Source organism: Streptococcus sp. 53, assembly GCF_013276565.1.
Classification (GTDB): Bacteria; Bacillota; Bacilli; order Lactobacillales; family Streptococcaceae; genus Streptococcus.
Window position 1 is genome coordinate 173099 of record NZ_VMLG01000004.1, and the last position, 15660, is coordinate 188758.

A 15660-nucleotide genomic window follows, 5' to 3' on the forward strand; every position below is an offset into this window, starting at 1 on the left:
AATGAAGTGAAAAAAATCCGAAGATGTTTGACCTTCTTCGGATTTTTTCTATTTTCCACAGTTTCATGTGATTCATCTTAGATGATGAACAAATCAGTTATTCTTTCCTCTACGGAATAGATAAGCCGCCCCAAGTAGCAAGAGCCCTAGACTTGCCAAGATTGACTGACCTTCTCCTGTCTGAGGGAGATTCTTTTGATCCGAATGGTTCTTTTCTTCTTCAGATTTTTCCTTTTCTTTTGAATCCTGAGTTTGTGGTTGAGCTGCTTGTTCTAACTTTTTAAAGACTTCCTGATCTGGAGCTGATTCCTGGGTTTCAGGATTGTAGTAGGCAACCTTATAGTCATACCCTTCTTTTCGAATGGTATGGACCCCACGTTTCAAGACTTGGAATTGGTTGGAAATAGTAGAAACAGAATCATCATATTTCACAATGCCCCAAACTCCTTGTTTGGCATCATAAACAGACTGAAGGGTCTCATTGTTATCGATGAGACTACTTTCTAACTCTTTTACCATTTGATTGAAGATGGCACGATCCACGTTAGGGATGAGCATATAGTCATAAGAATCCCCATTTTACTTATGAGCCTGACTAATCGTAAGAAATTCATTTTCAACTTCCTTGTCTGACTGTCCTTCATTGATATCCTTCCAAGATCCCTTTTGGACAGTCTTACTCATACTGATTGAACTCTTCTTAAAGAAAAAGTAACCAATATTCTTTTTCGAATCGGACGATTCTAAGAAGACACTTTGGGTCTCAGGATAATCCTTTTCTTGTTCCGTGAGGGAGGCTTCTTTATCATTGACATAGACTTTATATGGATCACTTGATTCCAGTTTTCTCTGGTCAATTGTAGTTGCAGCAGTATCTGTTGAAGTGTTTTGGATATTGCTTCCTAAAAAGGCGATCTTATCCTTCAGCATAAACCAGCTCTTATGAGCAGTTAGTGTTTGATTCCAGTTAGTGAAATCCATGGTTGCTGTCGCATTGGCCTCATCTAGTTTGCTCGTTCCAACGAAAGCAGACGGTAGAACTTTACCTGTATCACTATCCGATCTCTTAGCATCTGGCTCTGTCGTACCAGGCATCTTATATGGATTAACTGTTGGCCAATAGCCATCGCTATAGTGACTCAAATCGCCATTGTAAAGATAGAACATCCCATCACTCGTATACCAACCACGTTTGTTTTCCTTGTTCATGTATTCGTAATTCAAGGTACGACTGGAAAAGAGTGACAAGCCAAATCCAAACCCTTTCTCTGCATTGTACATGGCTGTTTTACCCATCTTATTAAAGGCAGATAAGTAACTGATTCTTGGAACACTTGCGACTCCAGCATCGTTTAACAAAGATTGCATCAAACTGATATCCTTATAAGTCTTCAAATTCTTAAAGACATCATAATAACTATCCGATTGAACAATGGTCTTCACAAGACTCTGCAAACGTTGTTTGGTTTCTCCTTCAGACATATCCGCTATCCGGTGAATCCATCTTAACACTTCTACTACGGCCACGTGCCCCTCGCAATTTGCACGACTGATCGAGCGTCCACGACTCATATCCATCAACTCTCCATTCACCAGCAAAGGGGCAAACGATTTATCAATCCAGTGGTACATAGTTTGCATTTTATCTTTATTGATTGGGCTCTTGGTCTTTTGAATGACTGGCAACAGTTGAGACAGGCCATCAATCAAGACATCCCCATAAGCACCCGTATAGGCAACATTGGTGTGGTCGATATAGAATCCATCTTGATAAAAACCTTCACCTTGGTCTACCAACTTGAACACTTGCTCAATCGAACGAATGGTAGAAGAAATTTCTTGGTCATCCTTGCGCAGTAAACCAGCTATTACTTTTACCATTCCCATATCCACTAAGTTTCCACCTAGGGACTTAAATGGGTTATCAGTCGTCTTTCGGAAATGTTCTGGATCTGGCACAAATTTTTCAATCACATCTGTGTATTTTTTGATTTCCTCATCTGAGAAGTATTCTTTCATCAGAGACAAGGTATTGTTGATTGCGCGAGGTGTACCGATTTCATAATCTCACCAGTTCCCAATAATGCTCTTTTCACTATTGTAGACATGCTCATGCATCCATTCCATGGAATCCCTAACCGTTCGAATGACAGTTTCATCTTGATAATAACGAGAAGATGGATTGGTCACTTGTTTGGCCATCTCCTCCAATTTCCGGTAGGTAGCAGTCAGATTTGCAGAAGTTTTATAATTTGAAAATTTCTCCCACAAATAGATACGTTCTGCTTGAGTAGAAAGACTGGCTAAGCTATCCGCGACCTTTCCTTCCAGCTCCTGGTTTAGTTTGGCCATCTGTTCATTTTTAGAATCATAGTATTGATTCCCAGCGATGACGCCATTCCAATCATCCAAACGGGCTGTGTATGCATCCTTAACAGACGCCAGAACCTTCAAAGGAACCTTCTTCACTTCCTCCCCATCTTTGCTGACAATGACATCGGTTGTCCCTTCTTTAAGAGGTTCTAAAATGCCATTTTTGACAGAGGCAAGGTCTGGATTTTCAATCTTATAAGTATAATCTTGAACAGCGAAGACATGTTTCTTGCCTAAAGGTAAATCAATCTTTTCTTCAAGCGTTTTATTATCTGTTTGAGAAGGGTTAGACAGTTGCTTCTCTACTTCTACAAGCTCAATATCCTTAAACGAAACTGTGCCTGTTCCTGTCTCGCAGAACAACTCTAGCTTGATCTTATCCACCTCTAAAGTCGGGCTATAGTCTGCCAATCCTTTGTTCCTGATATAGTCGTAGAATTCCATAATTGCTTGTCTTTATCATTTTCCTCAATGATACGAATCTTGGCAATTCCCACTTTGTTGTCTGTCTTAATCTTGAAACGCAGCTTATACTTTTTCTTAGCTTCAATAGGGACCATACGGTGAACTACAGCTCGTAGTTTCTCCGAACTAGAGATCGTAACAGCCCCATCCTTAGCTTCAATGACTCGAGTTGAAGCGTCACCAGAACTGTTCTTCCGGTCAACCCAAACTGACCAGCCCTTGGCTTTACTTCCTGTCCAGAGCCCACTTTTTCCCTCAGTCTGACTAAAATCACCATTTTCAACTAAATTTTTTGTATCCCTTTGCTGATACTGAACTTCTGGTTTTTCTGAATGGTATTCGTAGTCGTTTCTTCCGCTCCAACTGTCAGATAATGGTATAATAAAAATCCTGATAAAACAAGTGAAGACAAACTCACAATGAGTTTCTTTGTTTTTGTTTGCATGTACACACTCCAATAAATCAATAGGAACTAAATATCAAATTAGAGATTTATAGCAACTAAGTAAATCGGTTTAATTAATCCACACCATTTTTTAAGCTGTTTGTAAACGATTTCTATTATATCAAGGACCTATTTTTCAACAACATCTTCCATCCGCCTCGACGAAAAAAGTAAAAACTGTTACAATGTAGAAAAAGAAAAGAGGCCCTCATGACTTCACTTTATGATTTTTCCGTTTTAGACCAAAACAACCAATCAACTCCCTTGGAGAGCTATCGTGGTAAGGTACTCTTGATTGTCAACACTGCTACTGGATGTGGGTTAACGCCCCAGTACCAAGGACTCCAAGAACTCTATGACCGCTATCAAGAACAAGGCTTTGAGATTTTAGACTTCCCTTGCAATCAGTTTATGGGACAAGCACCAGGTAGCGCAGAGGAAATCAACGCCTTCTGTAGCCTACACTATCAAACCACTTTCCCACGTTTTGCCAAGATCAAGGTCAACGGTAAGGAGGCAGATCCCCTCTATGTTTGGTTGAAAGACCAGAAATCTGGCCCACTAGGAAAACGAATCGAATGGAATTTCGCTAAATTTCTCATCGGTCGTGATGGGCAGGTCTTTGAACGCTTCTCTTCAAAAACAGACCCAAAACAAATTGAAGAGGCCATACAAGCCCTACTATAATTTCACAATCTCACTATGATTAGGTTTCTTTTAGCCTAATGAATAGTGGGATTTTTTGATGAGCTTTGACTTAAATAGAAAAACACCCCATGATATGAAACATGAAGTGTTGTAAAGTCTATATTGTAGCTACTTATTTCACATTTTGAATGTGACCAATGATAACAAATACCATACCGAAGCTTCATATACACTAAACAAATGACTTTCTAATTATCTCAATTAGTTTTCGCTAGTAAATATCATTTCCAACAAACGCCCTCTCAATTCCTTATCCTGATGATGCAAGATATTCATTAACTCATGAGAATTTTTGGCATTGATGAATTGATTTAACAATCTATCTTTTAATTCATATGGAAGAGAAGCAGTCTTTAGTAGTCTAAAAACTTCATCATTTAGGGATGTCCTTTTATTATCTTTCCATTCAAATCTAGCTATATCATTCCTATTTGGCAATTCAATGATAGACACATTCGTTCCTTTAAAATGAATTCTATGTTTTCTATTGCTTGGAACGATACTAGAATCTCCTTGTAATGCTAACTCTACCATCCCCATTTCCCAGTCGATTGATAATCTTGTTTTATATCTTTGACCATTTTGATCTTCAATCATTTCAAAAGAATGTTGTTTGCCTGGAAATACATACCAATCTACAACTTCAGGTAAATCAACACCCATATCTATCTCAGAACCAACCAAGGGAATGATTGCACCACTTTTTGCAAACACAGGTATCGTCGAAATATCTCTATAAACACTCAACTTCACACCACCTGTGTATTTTTTCTCTGAAAAGAAGTCATACCATTCACCTTCAGGGAACCATACATCCACTTTTGCAGATTGGAATGCCAAATCCATCTTTTCTACAATGGGAGCCACCATCAGTTCTGTTCCAAAAAAGTATTGATTTGGAACATTATAGCTCTCATCATTCTCTGGGTAGAAATAATACATTGGGCTGATTAAAGGGGCACCTTCCTCGTGTGTCTTTACATTCATGGTATATAGATATGGAATCATCTTATGTCTCAAACGAAGGTATTTCTTCATAATCTTAGATGTTGTTTCTGAAAAAAACCAAGGTTCTTTACTATTAAAGGGACTTCTGGAACTATGTAAGCGAGTAATCGGACTAAAAACACCAAACTGTAGCCATCTAGTTTGTAGCTCTTCGTCATAATCCCCCAGCATATGTCCACCAATATCATGACTCCACCAACTATAACCGATATTAGATGCTGTCGCTGTAAAATAAGGTTGAAATCTTAAGGAATTCCAACTAATAATAGTATCCCCTGAAAAACCAACAGGGTAGCGGTGACTACCAGGACCTGCATATCTTGATAAAATCAAACCACCTTCTGCATTTTTACAACTATCCTGATAATGATAATGGTTTAAAAGCCATAGTGGATCCAACATACCTTGTGTCCCTTGTTGCCAGTCAATCCACCAAAAATCTACTCCCTGCTTTTCTAGCTTATAATGAACATCTTTAAAGTAGGCTTCCCTAAAAGAGGGATTAAAAAAATCAAAAATAGCAGGTTCTTCTAATTCTACATTTAGCCCCAATCGTTTGGCGACTCGAGGATAAGCTTCTTCATAAGCCCGTATACCATCAGCAGGATGGACATTTAAAGAGAGTTTTAACTTTCTATCATGAAGTTCTTGCAATAACTGTTCTGGATTAGGTATTAAGTTTCTATTCCAACTATATCCTGTCCACCCACTTCCAAAACGTGCTGGAATTTCAGTTATGTGCCAATCCATATCTAACACACCGATAGATAATGGAATGTTCTCTGTTTTAAATCTGTCTATTAAATTCAAGTATTCATCCGACGTATAAGGCCAATACCTACTCCACCAATTCCCTAAAGCATATCGTGGCAACAAGGGTGTTGAACCAGTCAAATGGTAAAAGTCTCTGATTGCTCCTCTATAATCATGCCCATAGGCAAAGAAATACAGGTCAATTTGATTTTCTCTCTCAATATAACCAGACTGTTCATCCCAAATAAATCCTTGAGAATCATCCAATAAGGCTATACCTTTTCGGCTAATAATTCCATCTTCTAATGGGATGGCTCCATCTGCCTTATCCAGAGTCCGAGCTGTTCCTTTTAACGTTTCAATAGATTCACCAAAATACCAGCGACTACCATATACGGCAAAATTTCCTTTTAATTCTATAAATAAATTTTCGGCGTTAAATTCTCCTTTATTAAAGTGCAGATGAAAATAGTCCGTCATAATATCTAGTACGTTTGATGTCTCGATATAATCTAACGAAACTTGACTAAAATCTCTATTATAGATAAGTTGTGTCGTTCTATCCTCAAAACTTCCAGTTTGAGAGTATTCTAACCTTACTAACTTGTCTGTTAATACAGAGATTCGATAAAACTCTCCCTTAAAAATTTTCAATTTGTTGTCCTCCTTTTAGTAAATTGCTTTACCTTATCAAACATTTTATTTGTTATCGTTACATTCATCAATCCGCAAAAAGCAAATCCCCCAAATGTAAATACGTAAATAGCTGTTAAAACTCGTTCTGGACTACTAAAACTCATATACAGTACAGACATATTAAATAAAACCAACATGATAGCTTGTATTGGATTTAAAATACAAATTAATACGCTATTTACAATACTATTTTTTAGATTATCTTTAAATAGACCAATATAGGGAAAAATAACACTCATCAAAAGTATTATAACAAATAAAAAGGGCAACACTAACAATAAACTATACTCTGAAAATAAACTTGAATAGCCCCAAAGACAATAGTTCACATATAAAAGTAATTCTATTAGGAGGATAAACAACCAAATAAAAGTTGACTGTTTAAAATTTCGTCTAAAGATCCGAAAATAATGATAAGCAATATCGGTATCTTTACCTTTTAAAATACGATACCACATTGTCGTAAGAGAAGTTAGTGATGCTCCAATTGTAACTATTGGAATACAACTAACAATAAATAGAGTATTTAAAATAATTAAATCTGTCAAAAAAGTTAAAATTCTAACCACTTTTCCATCTAATGAAAATAATTTTTGCATAATATATTCTCCATAAAATCAATCGTCTTAACTCTATATTTTAGAATGTCAGTTGCACAAAAATATTACCTAAATTATTTAAAAAACATTTCCAAATTTCTTTAAAAATTAGAATAAAGGAAGCGAGATAATTTGATGTTATCAGTCTCGCTTCCTGTAACTAGCTAGTCCCTTGTTTATACAATCAAGAGTTCATATAAAGTATTACTCTTTTACTTCTTTTTGGTAACGATTATATGCTTCCTGTTGAATCTTCATAAATTCGTCCAATCCCATATTCTTAAGAGTTTCTTTGTATGAGTCCCATTCTTTTTCTATGCCGCCTTCAACTACCCATTTAGATGCTTGTTGTTTGACATAAGATTCAATACTCACATAGATTGATGATAATTTGTTAAGCTCTTCTTGTGAATAAATCACATTAGGGTAAGCTGGCAACGCAAATTGTTTCAAATCTTGGTCCATCTTCAATTTCAATCCATCACCTTGTGTTTGATCGATTTCTACGCGACTATTGATATCATCGCTTACGTATTTAGGACCAAAATCTCGAAGTGAATGAATCCATGCCCATTCATCAGCTGATTTACCATCTTTAGGAGGTAACACTTTAAACTTATCACCATTCTTTTCAGTAGCTATTCCAAATGATCCATAGAAATTCTGAATACTTGCTTCATCTGTATATAATTTATCCAACCATTTCAATAATTTAGCAGGATTTTTACTCTTATTTGTAATCAAAATTTCATTGCGACCGTAGTTGTAATGATCTGGATCAGAAAAGACATATTGTTTACCGTCCATACCTTTTAAAGCAGGTAGAGCAATATACTCACTTGAATGTAATCCAAACGTTGCATCTGCTGTCCAACCACTAGAAACACCTACTCTAGATACTCCCTTATCCATACGTTTCGCAACACTCATAGAGGTATCTTCTGTAAAGATTTCCGGATCAATCAAACCTTTTGTATAAGCTTCGTGCATTGCTGCAATCCCTTGTTTATAACTTTCTTCTGTACGAAGGTAGACTGGTTTTCCATCTTTTACAGACATTTCATATGTATTATCTGCACCTAAACGATTATTGAACGGAAGAATATATGAGAATGTTGGATCAAAGTTTCCTGCTCCGAATGGAATTTCATCAGAAGTGTCTCCATTTCCGTTCGCATCTTTATCCTTAAATTCTTGTAGTACTTTTACTAAATCATCATAAGTTTCTGGAACCTTTAATCCTAAATTATCCAGCCACTTTTTATTAATAAATAGCTGATTAGCTACAGTAGGACGCATCGGTAATTTTTTAGGTAGACTGTAGATATGACCATCTGGTGAAGTAATCATAGCTTTAATCTTAGGTTCTTTCTCCATAGCCTTAGTTAAATTTGGCATGTTTTCCTTGATTAAATCTTCCAATGGAATAAATAGAGATTGGTTCTGAGCAATTTCTGAATCTGTAAAAGCATTTGAACCTAAAAATGCATCTGGTAAATCTCCGCTAGCAACCAACACAGATTTCTTATCTGCCCAATCTGCAGCTACAAGTGTGTCCCATTTAACATCGATACCTGATTCTTTGGCAGAATCAGTTAGAAAACCTTTATGATAATCTTCCCCCCAGTCAGACCAACGAACTGTTGTGATTTTATAAGAATCTTCTCCAGACTTATCGTCCTTATTCGCATTATTGGAATTTGCACAGGCTGTTAAGCCAGCAAGTGTAACGGTTCCTAAGAACAAATATGTAAATGATTTATTTTTCATGTTTTTCTCCTATTCTTTCAAGGCACCAATCATTACACCTTGATTAAAATATTTTTGAACAAAGGGATATAGCAACATTATCGGAGCGGTTGAAATAACAATTGCTGCATATTTCATCATATCGGCTTTGATACGAAGATCTGATGCAACTTCTCCTGTTGCTTGCGATTGTAACATTTGATTACTAATTAGTAAACGTCGTAAAATTAATTGCAATGGTTGTAAATTTTCATTCGTTAAATAAATTAAAGCATTAAACCACGAATTCCAAATACCAACTGCGGTCCAAAGTCCAATAACTGCTATAATAGCTTTTGATAAAGGAACGACTATCTTAATAAAATAACGAATTGTACCACATCCATCAATTTGCGCAGCCTCCCACATCCCGTCTGGAATACTATTATTAAAGAAAGTTCTAGCAACAATAATATTGTATGATGAAACCGCAAAAGGTATTACCATTACCCAAAATGTATCAATTAGGCCAACATTCTTTACTGTTAAGTAGGTAGGAATCAAGCCACCTGATACGAACATAGGGATTATGTATAGAATACTCATCCATTTTCTACCAACTAATTCTTTTCTAGATAAAGCATAACCAGCTGGAATATTGACTACTAAAGCAACTAAGGTACCAACAACAGTATATAAAATGGTATTTAGATAGCTACGTAAGAATAAAGGTTGTTGAATAAGACGTAAATATCCATCTAATTTCCATTCTCTAGGAATAAACCATACCTTTCCATTTGCAACATCTGAAGGATTACTAAAAGATGCAATCACTACAAACCATAACGGATAAACAATTAACAGGATAAGGAAAATTGCTAAACCATAGGTAACTATATCAAATAATAATTCAGAGTTTGTTTTTCTTGATTTATGAAACCATCTCACTTTAAGCACTCCTTCCTTTAAAAAAGACCCGTTCTAGTATATCTTTTTGAGAACCAGTTAACAGATAACAAAATTATTAGATTGACTACGGTGTTAAATAACCCTATAGCTGTCGAATAACTATACTGAAAGTTCACCATACCAACTTTATAAACATAGGTCGAAATTATCTCACTTCCTGCTAAATTAAGAGGATTCTGTAGTAGTAACACTTTCTCAAAACCTACACTTAATAAACTACCTGCTCTTAATATTAATAAAATCATAGCAGTCGGCAAAAGCAATGGTAATTCTATATGCCGGATTTTTTGTAACCTAGAGGCACCATCCATAGTTGCAGCCTCATAATATGTAGGATCAATTGCAGAAAGCGCCGCCAGATAAATAATACTATCCCAACCAATATGTTGCCATACATCACTCCAAACATAAACACCTGCAAAATGACTAGGTTTTGATAAAAAATCTGGAATAGTGATTCCAACAGACTTAAATACATTCGCTAACAAACCACTAGTAGGAGATAAAAATAAGATGATCATCCCACACATAACCATTGTAGAGATAAAATGAGGTAAGTAAGTTGTCACTTGAAATATTTTTCTAAATTTCCCAACTCTTAACTGATTACTGATTATAGCTAGTATAATAGGCAAGGGGAATCCTACTACAATACTATAAAGTGAAATTTTTAATGTATTGAACATAGTTGTCCCGAATTGGAATGATGAGAAAAATTGAGTAAAGTACTTAAATCCTACCCACTGACTAGCAAAGATACCATTGGCTGGTGAATAGTCTTTAAATGCAATAATTAGTCCCAACATGGGAATATAGGAAAATAAAATTAATAGCAATATTGAAGGAAAAAGTAATATATATAACGGAATACTATGCTTTAATTTTATTTTATGAAGTTGAGATGCTACTTTCATGTTTTTCCTCCCATCTGATTTTCTACGATTATTTTACACCATATAGAATTCCCTTAATAGAACTTTTTGGACTAGGTTTATCAATTTTTCAGTTTTTTTAATTTTAAAAACTATTACTTTTCCGACATCTTGATAAAACATATCTGTTTTGTTACATGATATCGTATTTTCAAAGTGCTATAATTTTAAGAGGAGAATAGTATATGAAATTAAATCACGACTTATCAAAAAAACATTCCATTCATTTTTTCTTTAAACTCCTACTTGTACTACTATTGATAAATATTTTAATCAATATTGCTATGAGTAACATAACCAGAAATTTTATTAAAAACCAAAATATAGTACACCTACGTAGTTCAATTGAAATTTATGCTGATTCTGTTAATGAGAAATTGCATTCTGTAGAACGCTTTATGTACTCAACAATAACACATAATGAATCTTTAGAGAACTTAAATCATGTACAAACGTTTCTTGAGTATCAAGAAAATCTCAAAAAAGTTCAAACTAGCTTTATAGAGTTTGAATATCAAAATGAAACTCATATGACATTCTTATTAGAAACCGATAGTACTGATCATTTTATAAATGTCTCCAATCTTTATATTCCATATGAAGATTATCTACTGTTAAAATCGAATCTAAAATCATTGCGTAGTGATATAAGTGACCGTAAATGGAAAAATGTAACTACTAAAAATAGCGAATACTTAGTTAAATCTGTTTATTACGAAGGAAAAATCATTTATGCCGTCATATCTTCAGAAGATATCCTAAAACCTCTAAGAAAACTCAATATTGGAAATAATGGTAAACTTTCCCTAAAAGAGCCTAACAATATACCCTCCGAAAACTACCTGATTCATGCTCAAAATGAAAAAACGCATTTACCTTTCGATATTTATGTTTTAGTCGATTATGCCGAAGTCTTTAGAAATATCACACTCTTAGAAGTATTTTTATCAGCCGTTCCTATCATTATCACCATTTTATCAATCATCATTATCCTGTATATTCGTCAATGGATGATTAAACCAATAACAAGACTCACTGAACGACTCTCTCAACTCGGGGACTCCATCCCCCCTTCTGAATTTTTTATATCTGAAGGTATACTAGAAATTGATAAGGCAAATGATAAACTTAATAAAGTAATTTTTGACATGCAAGAATTAAAAATACGAGAATACCATTCACAACTAGAACTTAAGAAGATTGAACTTAATTATCTTAAGAACCAAATTCGTCCGCATTTCTACTTAAATATGTTATCAATGATTCATAGTATGCTTCAAACAAAAAACTACAAGGAAATTGAAGAGTTAACTATCCTAACTTCAAATTATCTCCGTCATTTATTTATGGCTAATCAAGATTTTTCAGAACTTAAAGATGAAGTTCAGCATATTAAAGATTATTTAGAAATACAACAAATTCGATATGGAAATAGCATCTACTTTTCACTAAACTACAATGATGACCTACAAAATACTCTTGTCCCATCATTACTGTTACAAACATTTATTGAAAACACAATCAAACACGGTTTTTCATTTCAGGATTTATTTACAATTTTGCTATCGATAAAAAAAGTAAAAACTGAGAACTCAGATTACATTCATATTTGTATCGAGGATAATGGTCCAGGTTTCTCTGAAGAAATTTTATCAAAACTAAATCAGAAACAGTCTCTAATAACAGAAGATGGACATCATATCGGGATCACAAACACCATCGAACGTTTAAATCTTCTCTATCCTAATGACTATAGTATTGCATTTGAAAATAATGAAGAAGGTGGGGCTAAAATTCTTTTACTTATTCCATACAAGATTATCGACGGAGGTTATAATGAACATCTTATTAGTTGATGACGATCGTTTTATCATTGAAGCTTTACGAGAGAAAATAAATTGGGCTAAACTACACATTGACACTGTTTATGTTGCCTATAGCCTCACTCAAGCTCAAAATATTATTAGAGAGTATCCTATTGATCTCATGATAAGCGATATAGAAATGCCTCAAGGTAGTGGCCTCGAACTCTTATCTTGGATTAGAAATGAAAAATATGATATAAAAACAATTTTTTTAACCAATTACGCCGACTTCAACTATGCTCAAAAAGCAATTGAATTACAAAGCTTCGAATACTATCTAAAACCCATTAACTTTGAAAAATTAGAATTTATTATTCAAAAAGCCATTAGTAAAATTGAGAATCATAACTTAAACGGAAAAAATGATGCACTTTTACAAATAGAAGATAACTTCTGGTATGATTACCTTAGAAAACCTCAAATTTCTCGCATTGATGAGCTAGAAAATATAGCAAGCAAACAAGATTTTATTCTTCAAAAACACCAGTATTTTTTTCTTGCAGTTTTAACAATCAATCTTAATGAAGAAGATTATTCTGCAGAAACTCCATCATGGACTTCTCAACTAAAAAGAGAACTTCAAAGAATTTCACAACCTTCTTATAAGCTGATAAGTTTGTTCAAGATGGAAAGTCAGGTTGATCAATATGTTTGTCTCTTTAGAGTGGACTCATCCAAACGTAGTGACAAATTAGCATATGAGATTCATTCTCAAATTTCTAATAACTTTAGTAAATACTCAAACATTATATATAAGAGTTGCCATAAAATATCCGATATTTTATTTCATACCAAAGAACTCTACACTTATAATGAACAATATGTTTCTTATTGGAATACTATTACATGTGTTCCACATAGTTTTCCAACTTCCTTTAAAACAGAAACTCTTTCAATTACTTTTTTAGATACCTTAAGTGAATACGAATTAAGAGAAAAAATTAATTCACTTGCTTATAATTCTCAAATTCCTACTTTCACACTACAACAAATTTTACTAGATTGGACTCAACAAATAGGAATATATCTAGATCAAAAAGGAATTTCGGCACATAAATTGTTCCAAAACAGCACTCATGATTTCTTATTCCAACGACGCTTTCATTCAATTGAATCTTTTCAGGATTACTTTGATTATTACTGGTCACATGCTAAGAAATTTGCAACAAACATTGAAAACCAAAAAAATAGTATTCAACGCATCGTCGAATACATAGATCATCACTACTATGAAGATATAAATCGTTCTATATTAGCAGATATGGTTTATCTCAGCGCAGATCATTTAGCTAGAATTTTTAAAAAAGAAACTGGAGAAACTCTTGTTAAATATATAACGGATAAACGCATTAATGCTGCTAAATCTCTCCTATCTCAAACAAATATATCGATATCACAAGTATCTTGTCAAGTAGGGTATGATAATTATTCTTACTTTACTAAAATTTTTAAACAAAGGACTGGACTTTCTCCTGGAGATTACCGTAAAACTTATCAAAACAAAATGTAAGCAATCTAAATCATTGAAATGATAAAGGCTGTGGTAAGCTTTGACACTCTACAATTTTTCCAAAGATAGCTCCATAAACTTATTTGAAATTGCTGATAAGGTAACTTCTTAAAAAGTCAGTTTGAAAAAAACAGCCAGTAAATATTTCTAGGATAAAACGTATACTATCAAGCATACACGCCTGATAGTATGCGCTTTTTATTTGAATACTTGCTACAAAACCTCACAAGATTTACTATCATGCCATACCAAAATGGATTATTTTTTGATTGCACAAAAATATTATTTTCAAACTTTTAGAAATAATCAGACGAATTAAATATTATTTCTAAATATTTGAAAATAATGTCTATTTGTATTATACTATCTTTGAGGTATCTATTATGAACTATATTAAAAGACCACATTATTTAGATTTTTTAAGAAGACATCGTGACCGCCAAATCATCAAAGTCGTGAGCGGAGTTAGACGAGCTGGTAAATCTGTTCTCTTTCAACTCTATAAAGAAGAGTTACTAGCAACTGGGGTAGACGAGGATCAGATTATATCCATCAATTTCGAAGATTTGAGTTACTATGACCTGCGACATTTTCAAACATTATTCGCTTATATAAAAGAGCAGTTAGTTGGGGAGAAAACATACTATATCTTTTTAGATGAAATTCAACATGTTGAAAAATTTGAACTAGTTGCAGATAGCCTATTCATCCTACCAAATGTTGACCTCTATTTGACTGGATCAAACGCCTACTTTATGAGCAGCCAATTAGCTACAAACTTGACTGGTCGGTATGTTGAGATAGAGGTTCTTCCTTTGTCATTTGAAGAATATCTATCAGGTCAATCTCTCACAGAGAATCTGAATACAACAGAAATTTTTAACAATTATCTCTTTAGTGCTTTCCCTTACTTATTGCAAACATCATCTTACGCTGAAAAAATTGACTATCTCAGAGGAATATATAACTCCATACTGTTAAATGATATTGTCACTAGATTGGGAAATCCAAATCCTACTATTATTGAGCGCATTGTCCGAACCCTTCTCAGTAGTACAGGTAGCTTAATATCAACAAATAAGATTCGCAATACCCTAGTCAGCCAAAATGTTTCAATATCCCATAATACTTTAGAAAATTATTTGACAACTTTGACAGATAGTTTACTTTTTTATTCCGTTCCACGCTTTGATGTAAAAGGTAGAGCATTATTGCAACGATTAGAAAAATATTATCCCGTTGATTTAGGTTTACGACATCTCTTATTACCAGACCACAAAGAAGATATTGGCCATATCTTGGAAAATATTGTCTATTTGGAATTGAGACGTAGATATTCACAAGTATATGTTGGTAATTTAGATAAATATGAGGTTGATTTTGTTGTTGTAACTGATCTTGGTCACTACGCTTATTATCAGTTCAGTGAAACAACACTTTCTCCAGAAACACTAGAAAGAGAACTTAGACCACTAGAAGCCATTAAAGATCAATTCCCAAAATATCTATTAACAATGGATACGATTCAGCCAACAGCAAATTACAATGGTATTGAGAAGAAAAATATCATAGATTGGTTACTAGAAAAATAGATAAATATAAATCATTC

The 15660-nt window shown here is 34.1% G+C and carries 9 protein-coding genes and 1 pseudogene; 4 read left to right on the forward strand and 6 right to left on the reverse strand.

What is annotated here, in order from left to right; genetic code table 11:
- Positions 1 to 93 precede the first annotated feature (93 nt).
- Positions 94 to 3283: pseudogene (locus HT722_RS01450) on the reverse strand (LPXTG-anchored hyaluronate lyase).
- Between the two features lie 210 nt (positions 3284 to 3493).
- On the opposite strand from HT722_RS01450, the gene HT722_RS01455 reads away from it, so the two are divergent.
- Positions 3494 to 3970 carry a glutathione peroxidase gene (locus tag HT722_RS01455; protein WP_173277093.1) on the forward strand — a complete coding sequence of 159 codons (477 nt, stop codon included), beginning with the start codon at positions 3494 to 3496 and terminating at the stop codon, positions 3968 to 3970.
- Positions 3971 to 4192: 222 nt separating this feature from the next.
- Here HT722_RS01455 and HT722_RS01460 read toward each other — a convergent pair whose 3' ends face one another.
- The 5 genes from HT722_RS01460 to HT722_RS01480 all read right to left on the reverse strand — a co-directional run bounded on the left by HT722_RS01460 (position 4193) and on the right by HT722_RS01480 (position 10658).
- Complete coding sequence (locus HT722_RS01460) at positions 4193 to 6406, reverse strand: TIM-barrel domain-containing protein (protein ID WP_173277094.1); 2214 nt, start codon at positions 6404 to 6406, stop codon at positions 4193 to 4195.
- Positions 6403 to 7047, reverse strand: coding sequence for a YesL family protein (locus HT722_RS01465; RefSeq protein ID WP_173277095.1), 645 nt, complete (start codon positions 7045 to 7047; stop codon positions 6403 to 6405). The genes HT722_RS01460 and HT722_RS01465 overlap by 4 nt, the downstream gene beginning before the upstream one ends.
- 204 nt (positions 7048 to 7251) lie before the next feature.
- Positions 7252 to 8817: an extracellular solute-binding protein gene (locus HT722_RS01470; RefSeq protein WP_173277096.1), complete on the reverse strand. Its 1566-nt coding sequence runs from the start codon at positions 8815 to 8817 to the stop codon at positions 7252 to 7254.
- Between the two features lie 9 nt (positions 8818 to 8826).
- Complete coding sequence (locus HT722_RS01475; protein ID WP_001267167.1) at positions 8827 to 9723, reverse strand: carbohydrate ABC transporter permease; 897 nt, start codon at positions 9721 to 9723, stop codon at positions 8827 to 8829.
- A gap of 17 nt (positions 9724 to 9740) precedes the next feature.
- Positions 9741 to 10658: an ABC transporter permease subunit gene (locus tag HT722_RS01480; RefSeq protein WP_000861540.1), complete on the reverse strand. Its 918-nt coding sequence runs from the start codon at positions 10656 to 10658 to the stop codon at positions 9741 to 9743.
- 203 nt (positions 10659 to 10861) lie between these two features.
- On the opposite strand from HT722_RS01480, the gene HT722_RS01485 reads away from it, so the two are divergent.
- From HT722_RS01485 to HT722_RS01495, 3 genes are all read left to right on the forward strand, one after another.
- A complete protein-coding gene (locus tag HT722_RS01485; RefSeq protein WP_173277097.1) occupies positions 10862 to 12532 on the forward strand; it encodes a histidine kinase in 1671 nt (556 codons plus the stop codon).
- Entirely contained in the window at positions 12513 to 14051 is a 1539-nt protein-coding gene (locus tag HT722_RS01490) for a helix-turn-helix domain-containing protein (RefSeq protein WP_172931951.1), read from the forward strand. The genes HT722_RS01485 and HT722_RS01490 overlap by 20 nt, the downstream gene beginning before the upstream one ends.
- A 383-nt stretch (positions 14052 to 14434) precedes the next feature.
- Entirely contained in the window at positions 14435 to 15643 is a 1209-nt protein-coding gene (locus HT722_RS01495; protein WP_173277098.1) for an ATP-binding protein, read from the forward strand.
- Positions 15644 to 15660 lie beyond the last annotated feature (17 nt).